Annotated in this window: 18 protein-coding genes; 11 read left to right on the top strand and 7 right to left on the bottom strand. The window is 68.3% G+C overall.

The annotated features are described in order from the left end of the window. Positions 1 to 57 precede the first annotated feature (57 nt). Positions 58 to 717: an ATP-binding cassette domain-containing protein gene (locus PVT71_RS04265; protein WP_353473258.1), complete on the top strand. Its 660-nt coding sequence runs from the start codon at positions 58 to 60 to the stop codon at positions 715 to 717. Beyond that, positions 695 to 2,305 (top strand): capsule biosynthesis protein, encoded by a 1,611-nt coding sequence (locus tag PVT71_RS04260; protein ID WP_353473257.1) that lies wholly within the window; start codon positions 695 to 697, stop codon positions 2,303 to 2,305. The genes PVT71_RS04265 and PVT71_RS04260 overlap by 23 nt, the downstream gene beginning before the upstream one ends. Before the next feature lie 82 nt (positions 2,306 to 2,387). Here PVT71_RS04260 and PVT71_RS04255 read toward each other — a convergent pair whose 3' ends face one another. After that, a complete protein-coding gene (locus tag PVT71_RS04255; RefSeq protein WP_353473256.1) occupies positions 2,388 to 2,963 on the bottom strand; it encodes an NAD(P)H-dependent oxidoreductase in 576 nt (191 codons plus the stop codon). A gap of 205 nt (positions 2,964 to 3,168) precedes the next feature. Here PVT71_RS04255 and PVT71_RS04250 point away from each other — a divergent pair, with 205 nt between their 5' ends. Further along, entirely contained in the window at positions 3,169 to 3,921 is a 753-nt protein-coding gene (locus PVT71_RS04250) for a glutaredoxin family protein (protein ID WP_353473255.1), read from the top strand. Positions 3,922 to 3,974: 53 nt separating this feature from the next. Here PVT71_RS04250 and PVT71_RS04245 read toward each other — a convergent pair whose 3' ends face one another. The 3 genes from PVT71_RS04245 to PVT71_RS04235 all read right to left on the bottom strand — a co-directional run bounded on the left by PVT71_RS04245 (position 3,975) and on the right by PVT71_RS04235 (position 8,341). Then, positions 3,975 to 4,901, bottom strand: coding sequence for an FAD-binding protein (locus PVT71_RS04245; protein WP_353473254.1), 927 nt, complete (start codon positions 4,899 to 4,901; stop codon positions 3,975 to 3,977). Then, positions 4,901 to 5,659 (bottom strand): electron transfer flavoprotein subunit beta/FixA family protein, encoded by a 759-nt coding sequence (locus PVT71_RS04240; RefSeq protein WP_353473253.1) that lies wholly within the window; start codon positions 5,657 to 5,659, stop codon positions 4,901 to 4,903. The genes PVT71_RS04245 and PVT71_RS04240 overlap by 1 nt, the downstream gene beginning before the upstream one ends. A 366-nt stretch (positions 5,660 to 6,025) precedes the next feature. After that, complete coding sequence (locus tag PVT71_RS04235; RefSeq protein WP_353473252.1) at positions 6,026 to 8,341, bottom strand: DNA topoisomerase IV subunit A; 2,316 nt, start codon at positions 8,339 to 8,341, stop codon at positions 6,026 to 6,028. Here PVT71_RS04235 and PVT71_RS04230 point away from each other — a divergent pair. The 5 genes from PVT71_RS04230 (at position 8,340) to PVT71_RS04210 (ending at position 10,913) form a co-directional block, all read left to right on the top strand. Continuing rightward, a complete protein-coding gene (locus tag PVT71_RS04230; protein WP_353473251.1) occupies positions 8,340 to 8,537 on the top strand; it encodes a hypothetical protein in 198 nt (65 codons plus the stop codon). The genes PVT71_RS04235 and PVT71_RS04230 overlap by 2 nt on opposite strands. Then, entirely contained in the window at positions 8,534 to 9,097 is a 564-nt protein-coding gene (locus PVT71_RS04225) for an SH3 domain-containing protein (protein WP_353473250.1), read from the top strand. Before PVT71_RS04230 ends, PVT71_RS04225 begins: the two co-directional genes overlap by 4 nt. 78 nt (positions 9,098 to 9,175) lie before the next feature. Beyond that, positions 9,176 to 10,048: an SDR family NAD(P)-dependent oxidoreductase gene (locus PVT71_RS04220; protein ID WP_353473249.1), complete on the top strand. Its 873-nt coding sequence runs from the start codon at positions 9,176 to 9,178 to the stop codon at positions 10,046 to 10,048. A gap of 86 nt (positions 10,049 to 10,134) precedes the next feature. Continuing rightward, the gene (locus PVT71_RS04215) at positions 10,135 to 10,335 is read left to right on the top strand and encodes a twin transmembrane helix small protein (RefSeq protein WP_353473248.1); all 201 of its coding nucleotides are present in this window, start codon (positions 10,135 to 10,137) and stop codon (positions 10,333 to 10,335) included. 2 nt (positions 10,336 to 10,337) lie between these two features. Then, positions 10,338 to 10,913, top strand: coding sequence for a cob(I)yrinic acid a,c-diamide adenosyltransferase (locus PVT71_RS04210; RefSeq protein ID WP_353473247.1), 576 nt, complete (start codon positions 10,338 to 10,340; stop codon positions 10,911 to 10,913). 86 nt (positions 10,914 to 10,999) lie between these two features. On the opposite strand, the gene PVT71_RS04205 is transcribed toward PVT71_RS04210, so the two are convergent. Further along, positions 11,000 to 12,370 (bottom strand): cytochrome P450, encoded by a 1,371-nt coding sequence (locus PVT71_RS04205; RefSeq protein ID WP_353473246.1) that lies wholly within the window; start codon positions 12,368 to 12,370, stop codon positions 11,000 to 11,002. A 120-nt stretch (positions 12,371 to 12,490) separates the two neighbouring features. Between PVT71_RS04205 and PVT71_RS04200 the strand changes: the two genes are divergently transcribed. Both PVT71_RS04200 and tuf read left to right on the top strand, forming a co-directional pair. Continuing rightward, complete coding sequence (locus tag PVT71_RS04200; protein WP_353473245.1) at positions 12,491 to 13,159, top strand: hypothetical protein; 669 nt, start codon at positions 12,491 to 12,493, stop codon at positions 13,157 to 13,159. Between the two features lie 120 nt (positions 13,160 to 13,279). Continuing rightward, on the top strand, positions 13,280 to 14,455 hold the full coding sequence (tuf, locus tag PVT71_RS04195) for an elongation factor Tu (RefSeq protein WP_353473244.1): 1,176 nt from the start codon (positions 13,280 to 13,282) through the stop codon (positions 14,453 to 14,455). A gap of 203 nt (positions 14,456 to 14,658) precedes the next feature. Here tuf and PVT71_RS04190 read toward each other — a convergent pair whose 3' ends face one another. Beyond that, positions 14,659 to 14,898 (bottom strand): hypothetical protein, encoded by a 240-nt coding sequence (locus tag PVT71_RS04190; protein ID WP_353473243.1) that lies wholly within the window; start codon positions 14,896 to 14,898, stop codon positions 14,659 to 14,661. 179 nt (positions 14,899 to 15,077) lie between these two features. Further along, on the bottom strand, positions 15,078 to 15,314 hold the full coding sequence (locus PVT71_RS04185) for a hypothetical protein (protein WP_353473242.1): 237 nt from the start codon (positions 15,312 to 15,314) through the stop codon (positions 15,078 to 15,080). Positions 15,315 to 15,710: 396 nt separating this feature from the next. Here PVT71_RS04185 and PVT71_RS04180 point away from each other — a divergent pair, with 396 nt between their 5' ends. After that, positions 15,711 to 16,718 carry a zinc transporter ZntB gene (locus PVT71_RS04180; RefSeq protein ID WP_353473241.1) on the top strand — a complete coding sequence of 336 codons (1,008 nt, stop codon included), beginning with the start codon at positions 15,711 to 15,713 and terminating at the stop codon, positions 16,716 to 16,718. The last annotated feature ends 16 nt before the right edge of the window (positions 16,719 to 16,734 follow it).

Genomic DNA, 16,734 nt, shown 5'->3' with positions numbered 1-16,734 from the left:
GGAATCCCCCATTCCGCGGGCCGCTGGTATGCTTGGCACGCAGGCAGGGGCAGTGAGATGATCGAGTTCGACATGGTCAGCAAGTCCTTCTGGACGGGGGAGCGCCGCAAGGTGATCCTCGACCGTGTCTCGTTCCAGGTGAACGTCGGCGAGAGCATCGGCATCCTCGCCCCCAACGGCACCGGCAAGACCACCCTCATCCGCATGATGGCCGGGCTCGAGAAACCCGACGAGGGCGAGGTTCGCCGCACGTCGCGCGTGTCCTTCCCGCTGGGCTTCATGGGCGGCGTGGTGTCGAAGATCTCGGCCCGCGAGAACGCCCGCTTCATCGCCCGCATGTACGGGCTCGATCCCGAATACGTCGAGGCCTTCTGCCGCTGGCTCTGCGGGCTGGGCGAGTATTTCGACCAGCCGATCGGCACCTATTCCTCGGGGATGAAGGCGCGGTTCACCTTCTCGCTGATGCTGGCGCTGGATTTCGACATCTACCTCATCGACGAGGGCATGCCGAGCTCGACCGACGTCGAGTTCAACCGCAAGGCCGGGGAGATCCTCGCCGAGCGGCTGCGCACCACGACCATCGTGATCGTCTCGCACCAGCCGGCGATCCTCGAGAAATTCGCCCGCAAGGCGGCGGTCCTGATGGACGGCAAGCTGCACCAGTTTGACACCTTGGAAGAAGCGAAACGGCTCTATGATTACGAAACCCAAGGCTAAGAAATTCCGTCTCCGCCGCCCCGACGCGGCACAGGTCGCGCCCGCTGCCGTGCAGGCGGAGGAAATCGCCGCGTCGACACCGGCCGATACCCCGGCGGGTGCCGAGGCGAAGCCGGCTGCCGGGGCCACCGATCTCGACGCCATCCGCGCCGAGGGGCTGACCGGCCGCCAGCTGCGCCTTGCCCGGCGCGTGGCGCAGAAGAACGGCTTCGAGCCGGCCTCGGATTACGACGCGGTGCGGATGCTGCGGGCGCGGGGGATCGACCCGTTCCAGCGCAGCACGATGCTCGAGCTGGTGGTGCCCTCGGCGGGCAGCGGCGGCGGCGGGGCCAAGGGGCCCGAGGCCGGTCTGCCGATGCTGCAGCCCGAGGACGAGGGACTGCCGCTGCCGGTCGTGCCGAAGACCCAGCTGCCCTCGACGCAGACCGCCAGCCCGGCCGAGCGCCGCGCCGCCGAGATCATGAAGATCCAGCAGGAGCTCGCGCGCCGGCGCCGCAAGAAGCAGGCGATGCTGCTGACCCGGCTGGCCTTCTTCGTGATGCTGCCGACGATCCTCGCGGGCTACTACTTCTACGTCGTCGCGACGCCGATGTACGCCACCAAGTCCGAGTTCCTGATCCTCAAGGCCGAGAATTCCGCCTCGTCCATGGGCAGCCTCTTCTCGGGCACGCAGTTCGCCACCAACCAGGACGCGATCGCGGTGCAGAGCTACCTGATGTCCAAGGACGCCATGCTGCGGCTCGACCGCGACGAGGGGTTCAAGGCGCATTACCAGCAGGCGTGGATCGACCCGCTGCAGCGGCTCGACGAGGGCGCCTCGAACGAGGAGGCCTACGGCGTCTACAAGCGCAACATCGAGATCGGCTACGACCCGACCGAGGGCGTGGTGAAGATGGAGATCCAGGCCGCCGACCCAGAGACGGCGGCGCGCTTCAGCCGGGCGCTGATCGGCTATGCCGAGGCGCGGGTCGACAACCTGTCGCTGCGCAAGCGCTCCAACGCGGTGACCGATGCCGATGTCGGGCTGGAAGAGGCCCGGGCCGAGCGGCAGGAGGCGCAGGAAAAGCTCGTGCGTCTGCAGCAGCAGGGCTCGGTGATCGACCCCGAGGGCCGGATCGCCTCGCTGCGCACGCAGATCAGCAACGTCGAGGTGCAACTGCAGGAAAAGCAGCTGACGCTGCAGGCGCTGCTCGACAACGCCCGTCCGAACAACAGCCGGGTCGAGGGCGCGCGCGGCGACGTGCGGCGGCTCGAGGCGCTGCTGGTCGATCTCAACGCGCAGATGACCAGTGCCACCACGGGCGAGGATTCGCTGGCCGAGAAGGCGGTGCAGATCCAGCTCGCGCAGGCCGACCTCGCTACCCGCGACCTCATGCTGCAGACCGCGCTCGAGCGGCTCGAACAGGCGCGGCGCGATGCCGAGAGCCAGGCGCGCTACCTGACCACCTCGGTCGAGCCGGTGGCCTCGGAGGATCCGAGCTACCCGCGCAGCTTCGAGAACACGATCCTCGCCTTCCTGATCTTCTCGGGCATCTACCTGATGATCTCGCTCACCGCCTCGATCCTGCGCGAGCAGGTCTCGAGCTGAGCGTCTCACCACCGCTTCCGACATGCAAAACGCCCGGCCGATGGCCGGGCGTTTCTTCGTCTGGAAGGCGATCGCGGGCGGATCAGGCGGCTTCGGCGCGGGCGGGCTTCAGCGCCTCGGCCCAGACCGTCAGCTCCTTGAACATGCCGCGCAGGCCGTCGACCACCGGCTGCTCGGGGCGCAGCACGCCGTCCTCGCCGATGTAGTTGAACACGAAGGGCACCGGCACCGACTGCGGCAGGGCCATGACGTTCATGTTGACCAGCAGCTGGCGCAGCTCCTGCGCGGCACGCATGCCGCCCGAAACGCCGCCGTAGCTGACCACGGCCGCGACCTTGCGCTCCCACTCCACGGCGAGTGCCTGGATGGCGTTGACCAGGGCGGCCGAGGGGAAGCTGTTGTATTCCGGGGTCAGGAAGACGAAGGCATCGGCCTCGGCGACCTTGGCGGCCCATTTCTTGGTGTGCTCGTGCTCGTAGGCCTGGGCGCGCGGGTGGCCGGCCTCGTCGAGCAGCGGCAGGTTGATTTCCTTCAGGTCGACGACTTCGACGTCGAAACCGTTCTGCTGCTTGGCGATCTCTTCGACCCATTTGCCGACGATCGGCACGATGCGGCCCGGGCGGGTGGAGCCGAGGATGATTTTAACTTTGAGCGACATGGGAGGTGTCCTTCCGGGAATGAATTGTTCGGGTCGGCCCGGAGGGGAGGAGGGGCCGTGCCTTGCCCCATACCTACGCACGATTGTCGCGACGACAATTCTCCCCAGCGCACAATGCGGGTGCATGGGTGCACGGGCGCGCAGACGCGGGGCGATGAAACGGACGCCGGTCCGGCGCGTTGAGGTCCCGAAGCAGGAGGTTCCCATGCCCAAGGACGAGACCCGCAGCGCCGAGCTTTACCGGATGGTGATGCCGAAGCACCTCTGCCCCTGGGGGCTCAAGACCAGGGACCTGCTCGAGCGCGAAGGCTTCGAGGTGCATGACCACCCGCTGCGCAGCAAGGCAGAGACCGAGGCCTTCCAGCGCCCCCACGACGTCACGTCGACGCCGCAGACCTTCATCGGCGGCGTGCGGATCGGCGGTTACGAGGATGTCCGGCACCACCTCGGCAAGCCGGTGCGCGACCCGGGCGCCACCTCCTACCGCCCGGTGATCGCGATCTTCTCGGTCGCCTTCCTGATGGCGCTGGCGCTCGGCTGGCTGGTGCTGGGTACGGTGCTGTCGTGGCAGGTGATCGAGTGGTTCATCGCCTTCGGCATGGTGCTGCTGGGCCTGCAGAAGCTGCAGGATGTCGAGAGCTTCCAGACCATGTTCCTGAACTACGACCTGCTGGCGCAGCGCCATGTCCGCTACGGCTACGTCTACCCCTTTGCCGAGGCCGGCGCGGGCCTGCTGATGCTGGCGGGCGTGCTGACATGGCTCGCCGCGCCGGTGGCGCTGGTCATCGGGAGCATCGGCGCGGTCTCGGTGATCAAGGCGGTCTACGTCGACAAACGAGAGCTCAAATGCGCCTGCGTCGGCGGCGGCAGCAATGTGCCGCTTGGCTTCGTGTCGCTGACCGAGAACCTCGCGATGATCGCCATGGGGCTCTGGATGCTGGCGCGGCAGGTGTTCTGAAACGAAAAGGCCCGCCGGAAGGGCGGGCCTTTCGCTGTCTCTGCCTTGGCGGATCAGACCTTTTCGGTCAGCTCCGGCACGGCGGTGAAGAGGTCGGCGACGAGGCCGAAGTCGGCGACCTGGAAGATCGGCGCCTCTTCGTCCTTGTTGATCGCGACGATCACCTTGGAGTCCTTCATGCCGGCGAGGTGCTGGATCGCGCCCGAGATGCCGACGGCGATGTAGAGGTCCGGCGCCACGACCTTGCCGGTCTGGCCGACCTGCCAGTCATTCGGCGCGAAGCCAGAGTCCACCGCGGCGCGCGAGGCGCCCACGGCGGCGCCGAGCTTGTCGGCGAGCTTCTCGATCAGCGCGAAGTCCTCTTCCGAGCCGACGCCGCGGCCGCCCGAGACGACGATCTTCGCCGAGGTGAGTTCGGGACGGTCGCTTTCGGCAACCTTGTCCTCGATCCACTCGGACAGCGCCGGGTTCTCGCCCGCGCCGATGGTCTCGACCGGCGCGGAGCCGGTGGAGGCGGCGGCCTCGAAGGTCGAGGTGCGGAAGGTGATGACCTTCTTGGCGTCCTTCGACTTGACCGTCTGGATCGCGTTGCCGGCGTAGATCGGGCGCTCGAACGTGTCGGCGTCGACCACGGCGGTCACGTCGGTCAGGATCATCGCGTCGAGCAGCGCGGCGACGCGCGGCAGGATGTTCTTCGCGTCGGTCGTCGCCGGGGCGACGATGTGCGAATAGTCACCGGCAAGCGACACGATCAGCGCCGCGACCGGCTCGGCCAGGCGGTGACCGTAGAGCGCGTCCTCGGCGACCAGCACCTTGGCGACGCCGTCGATCTTGGCGGCGTCGGCGGCGGCTGCGGAGGCCGAGGCGCCCGCGGCCAGAACGGTCACGTCCCCGAGCGCCTTGGCGGCGGAGACGGCCTTGGCGGTTGCGTCCAGCGCCAGCGCGCCGTCGTTGATCTCTGCAAGAAGGAGAACGGCCATCAGAGTGCCCCCACGTCTTTCAGTTTCGCCACGAGCTCGTCGACCGAGCCCACCTTGATGCCGGCCGCGCGTTCCGCGGGCTCAGAGGTCTTCACCACCTCGAGGCGCGGGCTGACGTCGACGCCGAAGTCGGCGGCGGTCTTCTCGTCGAGCGGCTTCTTCTTCGCCTTCATGATGTTCGGCAGCGACGCGTAGCGCGGCTCGTTGAGGCGCAGGTCGGCGGTGACGATGGCGGGCAGGGCGACCTTGATGGTCTGCAGGCCGCCGTCCACCTCGCGCGACACGGTGGCGGCATCGCCCTCGACGTCGAGCTTGTTGGCATAGGTCGCCTGCGCCCAGCCCAGCAGGCCGGCGAGCATCTGGCCGGTGGCGTTCATGTCGTTGTCGATCGCCTGCTTGCCCATGATCACCAGACCCGGCGCCTCTTCGGCGACGATCTTGGCGAGGATCTTGGCGACGGCGAGCGGCTCGATGTCGGTGTGCACGTCCTCGGCGGCGGTGACGAGGATGGCGCGGTCGGCGCCCATGGCCAGCGCGGTGCGCAGGGTTTCCTGCGCCTGCTTGACGCCGATGGAGACGACGATGATCTCCTCGGCCTTCCCGGCCTCCTTCAGACGGATCGCCTCTTCGACGGCGATCTCGTCGAACGGGTTCATCGACATCTTGACGTTGGCAAGATCGACCCCCGTGCCGTCCGCCTTCACGCGGACTTTCACGTTGTAGTCGATCACGCGCTTCACGGGCACAAGCACCTTCATGAGCGGATCTCTCCCTGAGTTTCGCCGCGCCGGACGCGGCACTTCGTAGTTCTCCCGTGGGGTGATAACGAAGTGAACGCTGGGGAAACAGAGCCAATTTGCGCAGGCGCAGCAAAAGGACGCTGCGTTTGCGCGAGGTAACTGTCCGGGCGTGGCGGCGATGTCGCGGGGAATTTTCGAAGCGTCGGAAACGGAATCCGGCAGTTTCTGCCAAACGCCGCGGATTTGGGCAGGGGGGCCGGCGCTGTCCTCGCGCCCGGAATTGCGCGACCGAAAGCCGCGGCGCGGTCGATTCGCAGGCACCTGCCCCCGGGCGGCAGGGGGGCCCTCAAAAGCGAAGGGCCGCACGTTGCGGCCCTTGCTGGATCAGGTGAAGGTGTTGTCCCTCGGGAAGCCCCGCGGCGCCATCCGGCCCGAGGTGGCGCGCTTGGCGATCCACTCGGAAAGGTCGGATTCGGTGCGCGTGCGCCCGGCGGGATCCTTCCAGCTGAGACCGTCGGCCAGCGTGAAGGTGGTGATGTCGGACAGCCCGCCATCCTTGTACTTCTGCAGCCGCACGCCCTTGCCGCGGCCCATCTCGGGCAGCTCGTCGAGCATGAAGACCAGCACCTTGCGGTTCTCGCCGACCACGGCGACGGCATCGCCCTGCACCGGCTTGCAGATCTTCGCGAACACGTCGTCGCGCACGTTCAGCACCTGCTTGCCGGCGCGGGTCTGCGCCAGCACCTCGGTCTCGGGGACGAGGAAGCCGTCACCGGCCGACGAGGCGACCAGCAGCTTGCGGTCGGGCACATGGGCGAAGATGTCGATGATCTGCGCCTCGTTGGGCAGGTCGACCATCAGCCGCAGCGGCTCGCCCATGCCGCGCCCGCCGGGCAGGTTGGCGGCCGAGAGCGTGTAGAAGCGCCCGTTCGATCCGAACACCAGCAGCCGGTCGGTGGTCTCGGCGTGGAAGGTGAAGCGCGGGCCGTCGCCGTCCTTGAACTTCAGCTCGGAGCCGAGGTCGATATGGCCCTTCATCGCGCGGATCCAGCCCATCTGCGAGCAGACCACGGTGATCGGCTCGCGCTCGATCATCGCTTCCAGCGGCACGTCCTCGACCTCGCCGGCCTCGGCGAAGGTGGTCAGGCGGGCACCGCGCTCGAGCCCCTTGGTGAAAGCCTTCTTCACCTCGCGCAGCTCGCCCGAGATGCTCTTCCACTGCAGATCCTCGCTGGCCAGCAGGTCCTCGAGCCCGGCACGTTCCTCCATCAGCGCATCGCGCTCGGCGACCAGTTCCATCTCCTCGAGCCGGCGCAAGCTGCGCAGGCGCATGTTGAGGATGGCCTCGGTCTGCACCTCGGTCAGGCCGAACTCCTCCTCGCCCGACACCGGGGCGGGGGAGACGTAATCGGCCTCCGACGTGGCGCGGGCAATCTTGCGCCCCCAGTCCTCGCGCATCAGCGCGGCCTTGGGATCGTCGTCGTAGCGGATGATGTCGATGACGCGGTCGAGGTTGAGGAAGGCGATGATCAGGCCTTCGAGCACCTCGAGACGGTGGTCGATCTTCTCCATCCGGTGCCGCGAGCGGCGGCAGAGCACGTCGCGCCGGAAGTCGAGGAAGGCGCGCAGCACCTCCTTCAGCGAGCAGACCTTCGGCGTCACCCCGTCGATCAGCACGTTCATGTTCAGCGAGAAGCGGATCTCCAGATCCGAGTTGCGGAACAGCATGTTCATCAGCACGTCGGGGTCGACGTTCTTGGTCTTCGGCTCGAGCACCATGCGGATGTCCTCGGCGCTCTCGTCGCGGATGTCGGCGAGGATCGGGACCTTCTTGGTCTGGATCAGCTCGGCCAGCCGCTCGACCAGCTTGGACTTCTGCACCTGGTAGGGGATCTCGGTGACCACCGCCTGCCACATGCCGCGGCCAAGGTCCTCGACCTCCCACTTGGCGCGCAGGCGGATCGAGCCGCGCCCCGTCGCATAGGCCTGGGCGATGTTCTCGCGCGGCTCGACGATCACGCCGCCGGTGGGGAAGTCGGGTCCGGGCACGTGGCCGAGCAGCGTCTCGTCCGCCGCGTTCGGCGACTTGATGAGATGCAGGCAGGCGTCGATCAGCTCGCCGATGTTGTGCGGCGGGATGTTGGTCGCCATGCCCACCGCGATCCCCGAGGCGCCGTTGGCCAGCAGGTTCGGGTAGGAGGCCGGCAGCACCACCGGCTCCTCGAGGCGGCCGTCGTAGTTCGGGCGGAAGTCGACCGCGTCCTCGTCGAGCCCGTTCAGCAGCGCCTCGGCCATGATCGTCATGCGCGCCTCGGTGTAGCGCGAGGCCGCCGGGTTGTCGCCGTCGATGTTGCCGAAGTTGCCCTGCCCGTCGACCAGCGGGTAGCGGATGGTGAAGTCCTGCGCGAGGCGCGCCATGGCGTCGTAGATCGCCACGTCGCCGTGCGGGTGGAAGTCCCCCATCGTGTCGCCGGAGATTTTTGCCGACTTCAGGAAGCCCCCGGTGGAACTAAGTCGCAGCCGGCGCATTGCATAAAGGATACGACGATGCACGGGCTTGAGCCCGTCCCGGGCGTCTGGAAGAGCCCGGTTCATGATCGTCGACAGTGCATAGGTCAGGTACCGCTCGCCGATCGCCCGGCGCAGGGTCTCAGCCACGTTACGAGGGTTCATGTTGGGGTCATCGACGATATCATTCATGCATATTGTGATACCCGCGCAGAAAAGCGCGGGCAAGCGATCCTCCGAGGGAAATCTGCGAGGGCGCGATTTTTCCCGGATTCCGCTTATGCAGCCTGCCGGAATCAACTATGGTGTGCGTGACGCCGAGTATTTGAGCGGTGCGTTCGCGGCCCTTTTCAGCCAGCCCTATTCCGTCCGGGAGATTTCAGCATGAAAAGTTTCATCGTTCTCACCTTCGCCCTGCTGGGCTGGGCCTGGTACTCGCTCTCCGGCGGCGGTGATTTCGAGCCGGGAACCAACACGGTAAACCTGCCGAACCTGCTCGCCGGCGGCTTCGCGACCCCGGCCAATGCGCGCCCCGCGACCCTGCCCGAGGTCACCCGCGCCAGCACCGCCTCGCTGGCCGACGTCTCCGCCTCCGATTCGCCTTCGCCAGCACCCGCCAGGCCCGACGTGATCGACGTCGCCCTTGCCGCGGTGCCGGCCCAGCCGATCTCCGCCAGTTTCGAGCCGGAAAGCGCGACCCCGGTCGCGGCGCCCGCCGCCGCAGCGGCTGCCGAGCCCGACTCCGGCGACCTGCGCCGGGTCACCGGCACGCGGGTCAACCTGCGCTACGGGCCGGGCACCGGCTACTCGGTGGTCGGCCAGCTCGCCGAGGGCGACGAGGTCGAGATCCTCTCCGACCCGGGCGACGGCTGGGTGAAGCTGCAGGCCCGCAACGGCGGCACCGCCGGCTGGATGTTCGACGCCTACCTCAGCGCCGCGGCCGACTGAGCCCGCTGCGCGATTGCCCCCGCCGCCCGGCTCGCCTATCCCGTCGGGGAAACAGGCAAGACGGGCAGGGCAGGCACGATGGCGCAGGGCACAGCCGAGACTTCGGCGAAAACTTCCGAACGATCCATCCTCATCACCGGTTGCTCCTCGGGCATCGGCGAGGCGGCGGCGCGCGGGTTGCGCGCCCGCGGCTGGCGCGTCTTCGCCAGCTGCCGCAAGGAGGAGGACTGCGCCCGCATGCGGCTTCTCGGCTTCGAGAGCCCGCGCCTCGACTACACCGACGAGTCCTCGATGGACGCGGCCCTCGCGGAGGTGCTGGCGGCGACCGGCGGCCGGCTCGACGCGCTCTACAACAACGGCGCCCACGCGGTGCCCGGGGCGCTCGAGGACCTGCCGACCGATGCGCTGCGCGAGATCTTCGAGGTCAACCTCTTCGGCTGGCACACGCTCACCCGCAAGGTGATCCCGGTGATGCGTGCGCAGGGTCACGGGCGGATCATCAACTGCTCCTCGGTGCTCGGCATCGTGCCGATGCCCTGGCGCGGCGCCTATGTCTCGACCAAGCACGCGCTCGAGGGGCTGACCGACGTTCTGCGCATCGAGATGTCGGACACGCCGATCCGGGTGATCCTGCTCGAGCCCGGCCCGATCACCTCGCGCATCCGCGCCAATTCCGTCCCGCATTTCGAACGCTGGGTGGACTGGCAGGCGAGCCCGCGCCGCGCGCAATACGAGGGCTCGCTTTTGAAGCGGCTCTATGCCCCCTCGGGCGGCAAGCCCGACACCTTCGAGCTGCCGGGCTCCGCGGTCACCGAAAAGCTGATCCGCGCGCTGGAAAGCGAGCGTCCCGCACCGCGCTACTACGTGACCACCGCGACGCATATCATGGGCACGCTGCGCCGGCTGCTGCCGACCCGGCTCCTCGACCTGCTGATCGCCCGCTCGCGCTGAGCGCGCGCCAAGGTCGCAGCCGCGCGTCCTTCGCTTTTGCCGGCGAAGCGGCTATGTGGGGTCATCGAGGATAGGGAGGCTGCACAATGCAGAAGGATCCGCTGTTTCTGGTCGTGGCCGTGGTGATGCTGGCGGTTGTCGGCATCCTGCTCTTCGGCATCGGCTCCTTTGCCAAGGGCGGGGAGTTCAACAAGAAATACGCCAACAAGGCGATGCGCTGGCGCATCATCGCGCAATTCGTCGCGGTGGTGCTGATCCTCGTGTTCGTCCTCGTCCGGAGAAGCTGACGATGATCGTGCTGAACAAGATCTACACCCGCACCGGCGACAAGGGCGACACCGCGCTGGTCGACGGCACCCGCGTGCCCAAGTACTGCGCGCGGGTCGAGAGCTACGGCACGGTGGACGAGCTCAATTCGGTGGTCGGCCTCGCGCGGCTGCACGCCGAGGGCGATCTCGACGCGGCGCTGGCGCGGATCCAGAACGATCTCTTCGACCTCGGCTCCGACCTCGGCCGCCCCGACATGGCCCGCGACGCCGAGGCCGGCTACCCGGTCCTGCGCGTCACGCAGGCGCAGGTCGAGCGACTCGAGGCCGAGATGGACGGGATGACCGCGCAGCTCGAGCCGCTGCGCAGCTTCGTGCTGCCCGGCGGCTCGCCCGCCTCGGCCTTCCTGCACCAGTGCCGCACCGTGGCGCGCCGCGCCGAGCGCCGCGCGGTCGAGCTGGCGGCGTCGGAGGAGGTGAACATCCACGCGGTGAAGTACCTCAACCGGCTCAGCGACTGGTTCTTCTGCGCGGCGCGCATGGCCAATGACGGCGGCCGGGCCGACGTGCTCTGGGTGCCGGGCGCGCACCGGACGTAAGGCCCGGAAGAGGGCGCCGCAACCGGCGCCCCGCCACGGTGCGGCAGCCCGCCGATCCCGCCCGCGCCACGCGCGCCGCGCCCCGGTCAGAGCGGGTCCGCCTCCAGCCAGACCCCGCCCTCGGGGCGCAGGCTGATGATCATCACCGGCTTCGGGTCGCGCCCCGTCACCGGGGTGAAGCGGAAGCGCCGCAGCAGCGTCGCCAGCACGATCAGCGCCTCCTGCATCGCGAAGGCGGCGCCGATGCAGATGCGGGGCCCGTCGCCGAAGGGAATGTAGCTGTAGCGTTGCGGCCTTTCGACGAAGCGGTCCGGCCGGAAGGCGTCGGGCGCGTCCCAGAGCCTGTGGCTGCGGTGCAGCGCGTAGATCGGGATCATCACCGTGTCGCCGGCGCGGATCTCGCGCCCGCAGAGCTCGTCCGGCCTCAGCGCCGTGCGCGAGACGATCCCGGCAGGCGGGTAGAGCCGCAGCGTCTCCTCCACCACCCGGCGCAGGTAGGGCAGCGCCGCCACCTCCGCGGCGCCGATCTCGCCGCCGGGCAGCACCGAGAACAGCTCGGCCCTGGCGCGCTCCTGCGCCTCGGGGTCGAAGGCCAGCAGGTAGAGCGCCCAGGCGAGGGTCAGCGCCGTGGTCTCGTGTCCGGCGACGATGAAGGTCAGCAGGTTGTCGCGCAGCTCGCCCGGGTTCATCCGGCGCAGCGTCTCGGGGTCCTCGCCGGCGAGCAGCAGGTCGAGCAGGTCCGGCACCTCGCGCGGGCCGCGCCGGGCGCGCTCTGCCACGGCGGCATCGGCCACCGCCTTCATCTCGTTGAGCCCGCCGCTGCGCATCCGCCCCGGGCGCGGCACCCAGTCCGGCAGGCCCAGCACGTCGAAGAGCGACACCCGCCCGGCCTCGGCGATGTAGACGTCGAGCGCGCGGTGCACCGCGCCGCGGGCAAAGGCCTCGCCGCCCGAGAAGGTCACGTCGGAGATCACGTCGAAGGTGGTGGTCACCATCTCGTCGTAGAGATCGACCGCGCGGCCGGCCTGCGCCTCGATCCGCCCGGCGGCGCGCCGCGCGGCCCCGGCCATGACCGGGGCAAGGTTGCCGACGTTGCGCGCCGAGAAGGCCGGGGCCGCGGCGCGCCGCTGCCAGCGCCAGTGCGCCCCCTCGGCGACGAAGAGCGACTCGCCGATCGCCGGGCGCAGCATGTTCTTGGTGACCATGGACTTCGGGTAGTCATCGACCCGTTCGAGCAGCACCTCGCGGATTGCCCCCGGCTCCATCAGCATGTGCCAGCGCGCCCCGGTGCGGCCCGAGACCATGGGCACGCGCGTGGCGAGCTCTGGGATGATCTCGAGCAGGTTGCGCCGCGCGGCGCGCAGGCTGGCGAGGATCCCCAGCGGCTCGGTGACCAGCGGCGCGCGCACGGGCAGGCGCTCGGTTTGCCGCGCAGGCGGGAAAGTCGTCTCGTTCATGTCACACCTCCCCCCTGAAGATAGGCGCTCGGCGTGCGTCGGCAAAGCCGCGCGATTGCCTCCGGCCCCGCCGCGGCGCTATGGCTCGGGACCAGTCACGCCCCGGGAGAGAGTTCGAAGATGTTCCGCCTAGCCGTCGCCCTGCCCGCCGCCCTGACCGCCATCCTGAGCCTCTCCGCCTGCGAGAACGGGCTCGCCAACCTCCGGAAGCCCGCCGAGCCGATCGGCGATTTCAAGCTCGGCTTCTCCGAGGTCGTGGCCCCCAACCTCACGAAAGGCCCGCTCTCGCGCGAGGCCAGCGCCGAGGAATGGACGGAGGCCGTCGATGCGGCGATCGAGGAGCGGTTCGACCGGCAGACCGGCGGCAAGTACTACCACATCGGCGCCTCGGTCGAGGGCTACGTGCTGGCCCAGCCCGGCGTGCCGCTGGTGTTCAGCCCGAAATCGGCGCTGGTGCTGCGGGTCACGCTCTGGGACGACGCGGCGCAGGCGAAGCTCAACGCCGAGCCCGAGCAGATCACCGTGATGGAGGCGGTCACCGCCGAGACCGTCGCGGGCTCGGGTCTGACCCAGTCGCGCGAGGAGCAGATGCGCAACCTCTCGGCCAACGCGGCGCTGCAGATCGAGCTCTGGATGCGCCGCGAATTGCGCGAGAAGGGCTGGTTCGGCGGCGAGGAGGCGCAAGCGGCGGCCGAGGCGCGGCTGGCCGCGGCAGGGGACGCGGCGGGCGGAAATGCCGCCGCGGCAGCGGCGGCCGGGGCCCCGGCGCGCGAAACCGTGACCGAATAAGCGCGCCTTCCGGGGCGCAGATCTCAACGGGCGCTTGATTTTCTGCTCCCGACCCAATAAACGGCCCGCGATGCGAAACCGGGTCGCAGTCGACCCCCTAGAGGTGAGACGTCTGGAAAGATGGCAAAGGAAAAGTTTGAGCGCGGCAAGCCGCACTGCAACATCGGCACGATCGGTCACGTCGACCACGGCAAGACCACGCTGACCGCAGCGATCACCAAGTACTTCGGTGACTTCAAGGCGTACGACCAGATCGACGGCGCGCCGGAAGAGAAAGCCCGCGGCATCACGATCTCGACCGCGCACGTGGAATACGAGACCGACGCACGCCACTACGCGCACGTCGACTGCCCCGGCCACGCCGACTACGTGAAGAACATGATCACCGGCGCGGCGCAGATGGACGGCGCGATCCTGGTTGTGAACGCAGCTGACGGCCCCATGCCGCAGACCCGCGAGCACATCCTTCTGGGCCGCCAGGTGGGCATCCCCGCCATGGTCGTGTTCATGAACAAGGTTGACCAGGTCGACGACGAAGAGCTGCTCGAGCTCGTCGAGATGGAAATCCGCGAACTGCTGTCGGCCTACGACTTCCCGGGCGACGACATCCCCGTGATCGCCGGCTCGGCCCTGCACGCGATGAACGGCACCCAGCCGGAAATCGGCGAAGCCAAGATCCGCGAACTGATGGCGGCCGTGGACGAGTACATCCCGCAGCCGGCACGTGCCGTGGACCAGCCGTTCCTGATGCCGATCGAAGACGTGTTCTCGATCTCGGGCCGCGGCACCGTGGTGACCGGCCGTGTGGAGCGTGGCGTTGTGAACGTCGGCGACGAACTCGAGATCGTCGGCATCCGCGACACCAAGAAGACCACCTGCACCGGCGTGGAAATGTTCCGCAAGCTGCTCGACCGCGGTGAGGCAGGCGACAACATCGGCGCCCTGCTGCGCGGCATCGACCGTGAAGGCGTGGAGCGTGGCCAGGTTCTCTGCAAGCCGGGTTCGGTGAAGCCGCACACCAAGTTCGAGTGCGAGGTCTACATCCTGACCAAGGAAGAAGGCGGCCGTCACACGCCGTTCTTCGCGAACTACCGTCCGCAGTTCTACTTCCGCACCACCGACGTGACCGGCACCGTGACCCTCCCCGAGGGCACCGAGATGGTCATGCCCGGCGACAACCTGAAGTTCACCGTGGAACTGATCGCACCGATCGCCATGGAAGACGGTCTGCGCTTCGCAATCCGCGAAGGCGGCCGCACCGTCGGTTCGGGCGTCGTCTCGAAAATCCTCGAGTGATCATCGCGTGATCCGGCCCCGCGGGGCCGGTGATCCGACAGACAGGAAAGGGGGCGCCCATCGGGCGGCCCCTTTTCCATGTGCGCTTCGCATTCGCGCCCGCGCCTGCCTGCGGTCGTCGGCGCTGCGGGCAGAAATAAAGGCCGGCCCGGGATCGGGTCGGCCTCTTGCAGCTTCGGCAGGGGCCCTGCGGCCCGTGCGGATCAGTTCAGCGAGTTGATCAGCGCCTCGGTCACGCCGGCCTTCTTGGCGGCGCCGCCGTCGGTGTTCTGCAGCGTCTGCGCCACGGCGACGATCTGCTGCGTGCTCAGGCCCGAGAGGTCGGCGTCCGGCAGCGAGGCCTGGATGATGCGCGCGGCGTTCTCTGCGGTCGAGGGAGCGGCGGAGGCAACACCGGTCAGCGCGGCGGTTGCGACGAGGGCGGATGCGATGAGAGTCTTCATTGGGTAATCCTTCCGTAACTTTTTCGGTCGGCATTCTGCGATGCCATTGGGGAGGTGCGCTGTCGCGCGGGGAGGGGCTGTGCGCCCCGTCCCGTGGCGGGCGGCTCAGTGCCGGCGGCCTGCCACGGGCGTATTTCCGGGGGTCGATCCGGGGGCGCGCCGGAGGGCGCGTCGGTCGATCACCGCAGCGACTGGATCAGCGCCTGGCCGGTGCCGATCTTCTGCGCGAGGCCGTCGACGCGGTCCATGGCCTGGTCGATCGAGACGATCTCGGCCGGGGTCAGGCCCGACAGGTCGGCGTTCGGGATCAGCTCGCGGATCTCGTTCTGTGCGGGAACGGAGGTCTGGGTCGCGGCGGAGGCCACGCCTGTCAAGGCTGCGGTTGCAACGAGGGCGGATGCGATAAGGGTTTTCATAACGACGTTCCTATTTTTGGCGTTTGACTGCGGTGGCGTCAGGCGTCGCCGCGTCCCGTTTCCGTTGGGGACAGCAGATAAATCGTTCTTGCAGAGGGATTTATCAAATCACCGGATAGCTCACGGGCGCTCGCGAAATCGTGGGCTTGAAAGTGAGCAGGGGAATTCCCATGCGCGGAAAACCCTTCGATTTCCTGAGTAAATGAACCGCACGGTTCAGTTTCAACTGTCGTAAATCCGTGATCCTGACTTGGAAAACGGCAGGGTTTCCAAAAAATAACCAGCCCCTGTGCGTTTTTGAACAGGCCGGGAGGGGCCCCGGGCGTAGGTCGCGGAGTCCTTGAATTCAGGGCATATTTCCCCTGCAACGGAGGGACTTGCCCTTTGCCGGCGGCGATGTACCTTTTCGCCATGCAGGAGCTCGTCACACACCCCGAAGACCTGATCGAAGCCGGATACGTCCTCTCCGGGCCCGATGCCTGCGCGCGACTCGTCCCGGCGACCGCGCCGGAGGTGCTGCGCAGCGAGACGCTGGGCTGGGTCCACCTGCGCGCCTCGCACCCGGACGCGCCGCGCTGGATCGTCGAGAACCTGTCCTATCTCGACCCGACGATCATCGACGCGCTGGTGGCCGAGGAGACCCGGCCGCGCATCACCCGCATCGGCGACGGGCTGATCGTCATCCTGCGCGGGATCAACACGATGGAGGGGGCCGACCCCGAGGACATGGTGTCGATCAGGCTCTGGATCGACCCGCAGCGCATCGTCAGCCTGTCGCGGCGCAAGGTGCGCGCGGTCGAGGACATCGCGCAGTCGCTGGAGCTCGGCGGCGGGCCGCGGACCTGCGCGGGGTTCCTGTCGATGCTCGTCGAGCGCCTGACCTACCGCATCGAGCAGTTCTGGGCCGGCATCGACGACGAGGCCGACCAGATCGAGGAGGATGTGCTGGAAGCGGGCCATGACGCCCTGCGACAGCAGCTGGTCGAGCTGCGCCGCCGCGCGATCATCCTGCGCCGCTACCTTCTGCCGCAGCGCGACGCGCTGCGCGCGCTGCAGGTCAACCACCCGGACTGGCTGGGGCAGGATGACATGCGCCAGCAGGAGGAAGAGCTCGACGCGCTCGAGCGGGTGGTCGAGGACGCCGACGCGATGCGCGAGCGCATGGCGCTGGTGCGCGACGAGCTGGCCGGACAGCTTTCGGACCGGCTGAACCGCAACATGTACATGCTTTCGGTGCTCTCGGCGCTGTTCCTGCCGCTGGGCTTCCTCACCGGGCTCTTCGGGATCAACGTCGCGGGCATGCCCGGGGCGAGCGAGCCGGTCGCCTTCTGGGTGTTCTGCGGCGGGCTGCTGGTCGTGGTGGCGCTGCAGCTGATGATCCTGCGGCGGCTGCGCTGGATCTAGCGCAGCCCCGTTTCCA

Source organism: Salipiger sp. H15 (assembly GCF_040409955.1).
Lineage (GTDB): Bacteria > Pseudomonadota > Alphaproteobacteria > Rhodobacterales > Rhodobacteraceae > Salipiger.
Note: the sequence above shows the minus strand (reverse complement) of the source record. Positions and strands in the feature narration are given on the sequence as shown.

Coding starts and splice junctions, on each gene's coding strand:
- PVT71_RS04185 (WP_353473242.1), bottom strand. CDS start 15,314: ATGAAAACCCTTATCGCATCCGCCCTCGTTGCAACCGCAGCCTTGACA.
- PVT71_RS04235 (WP_353473252.1), bottom strand. CDS start 8,341: ATGAATGATATCGTCGATGACCCCAACATGAACCCTCGTAACGTGGCT.
- PVT71_RS04205 (WP_353473246.1), bottom strand. CDS start 12,370: ATGAACGAGACGACTTTCCCGCCTGCGCGGCAAACCGAGCGCCTGCCC.
- PVT71_RS04265 (WP_353473258.1), top strand. CDS start 58: ATGATCGAGTTCGACATGGTCAGCAAGTCCTTCTGGACGGGGGAGCGC.
- PVT71_RS04230 (WP_353473251.1), top strand. CDS start 8,340: ATGCATATTGTGATACCCGCGCAGAAAAGCGCGGGCAAGCGATCCTCC.
- tuf (WP_353473244.1), top strand. CDS start 13,280: ATGGCAAAGGAAAAGTTTGAGCGCGGCAAGCCGCACTGCAACATCGGC.
- PVT71_RS04215 (WP_353473248.1), top strand. CDS start 10,135: ATGCAGAAGGATCCGCTGTTTCTGGTCGTGGCCGTGGTGATGCTGGCG.
- PVT71_RS04210 (WP_353473247.1), top strand. CDS start 10,338: ATGATCGTGCTGAACAAGATCTACACCCGCACCGGCGACAAGGGCGAC.
- PVT71_RS04190 (WP_353473243.1), bottom strand. CDS start 14,898: ATGAAGACTCTCATCGCATCCGCCCTCGTCGCAACCGCCGCGCTGACC.
- PVT71_RS04200 (WP_353473245.1), top strand. CDS start 12,491: ATGTTCCGCCTAGCCGTCGCCCTGCCCGCCGCCCTGACCGCCATCCTG.
- PVT71_RS04220 (WP_353473249.1), top strand. CDS start 9,176: ATGGCGCAGGGCACAGCCGAGACTTCGGCGAAAACTTCCGAACGATCC.
- PVT71_RS04225 (WP_353473250.1), top strand. CDS start 8,534: ATGAAAAGTTTCATCGTTCTCACCTTCGCCCTGCTGGGCTGGGCCTGG.
- PVT71_RS04250 (WP_353473255.1), top strand. CDS start 3,169: ATGCCCAAGGACGAGACCCGCAGCGCCGAGCTTTACCGGATGGTGATG.
- PVT71_RS04180 (WP_353473241.1), top strand. CDS start 15,711: ATGTACCTTTTCGCCATGCAGGAGCTCGTCACACACCCCGAAGACCTG.
- PVT71_RS04240 (WP_353473253.1), bottom strand. CDS start 5,659: ATGAAGGTGCTTGTGCCCGTGAAGCGCGTGATCGACTACAACGTGAAA.
- PVT71_RS04260 (WP_353473257.1), top strand. CDS start 695: ATGATTACGAAACCCAAGGCTAAGAAATTCCGTCTCCGCCGCCCCGAC.
- PVT71_RS04255 (WP_353473256.1), bottom strand. CDS start 2,963: ATGTCGCTCAAAGTTAAAATCATCCTCGGCTCCACCCGCCCGGGCCGC.
- PVT71_RS04245 (WP_353473254.1), bottom strand. CDS start 4,901: ATGGCCGTTCTCCTTCTTGCAGAGATCAACGACGGCGCGCTGGCGCTG.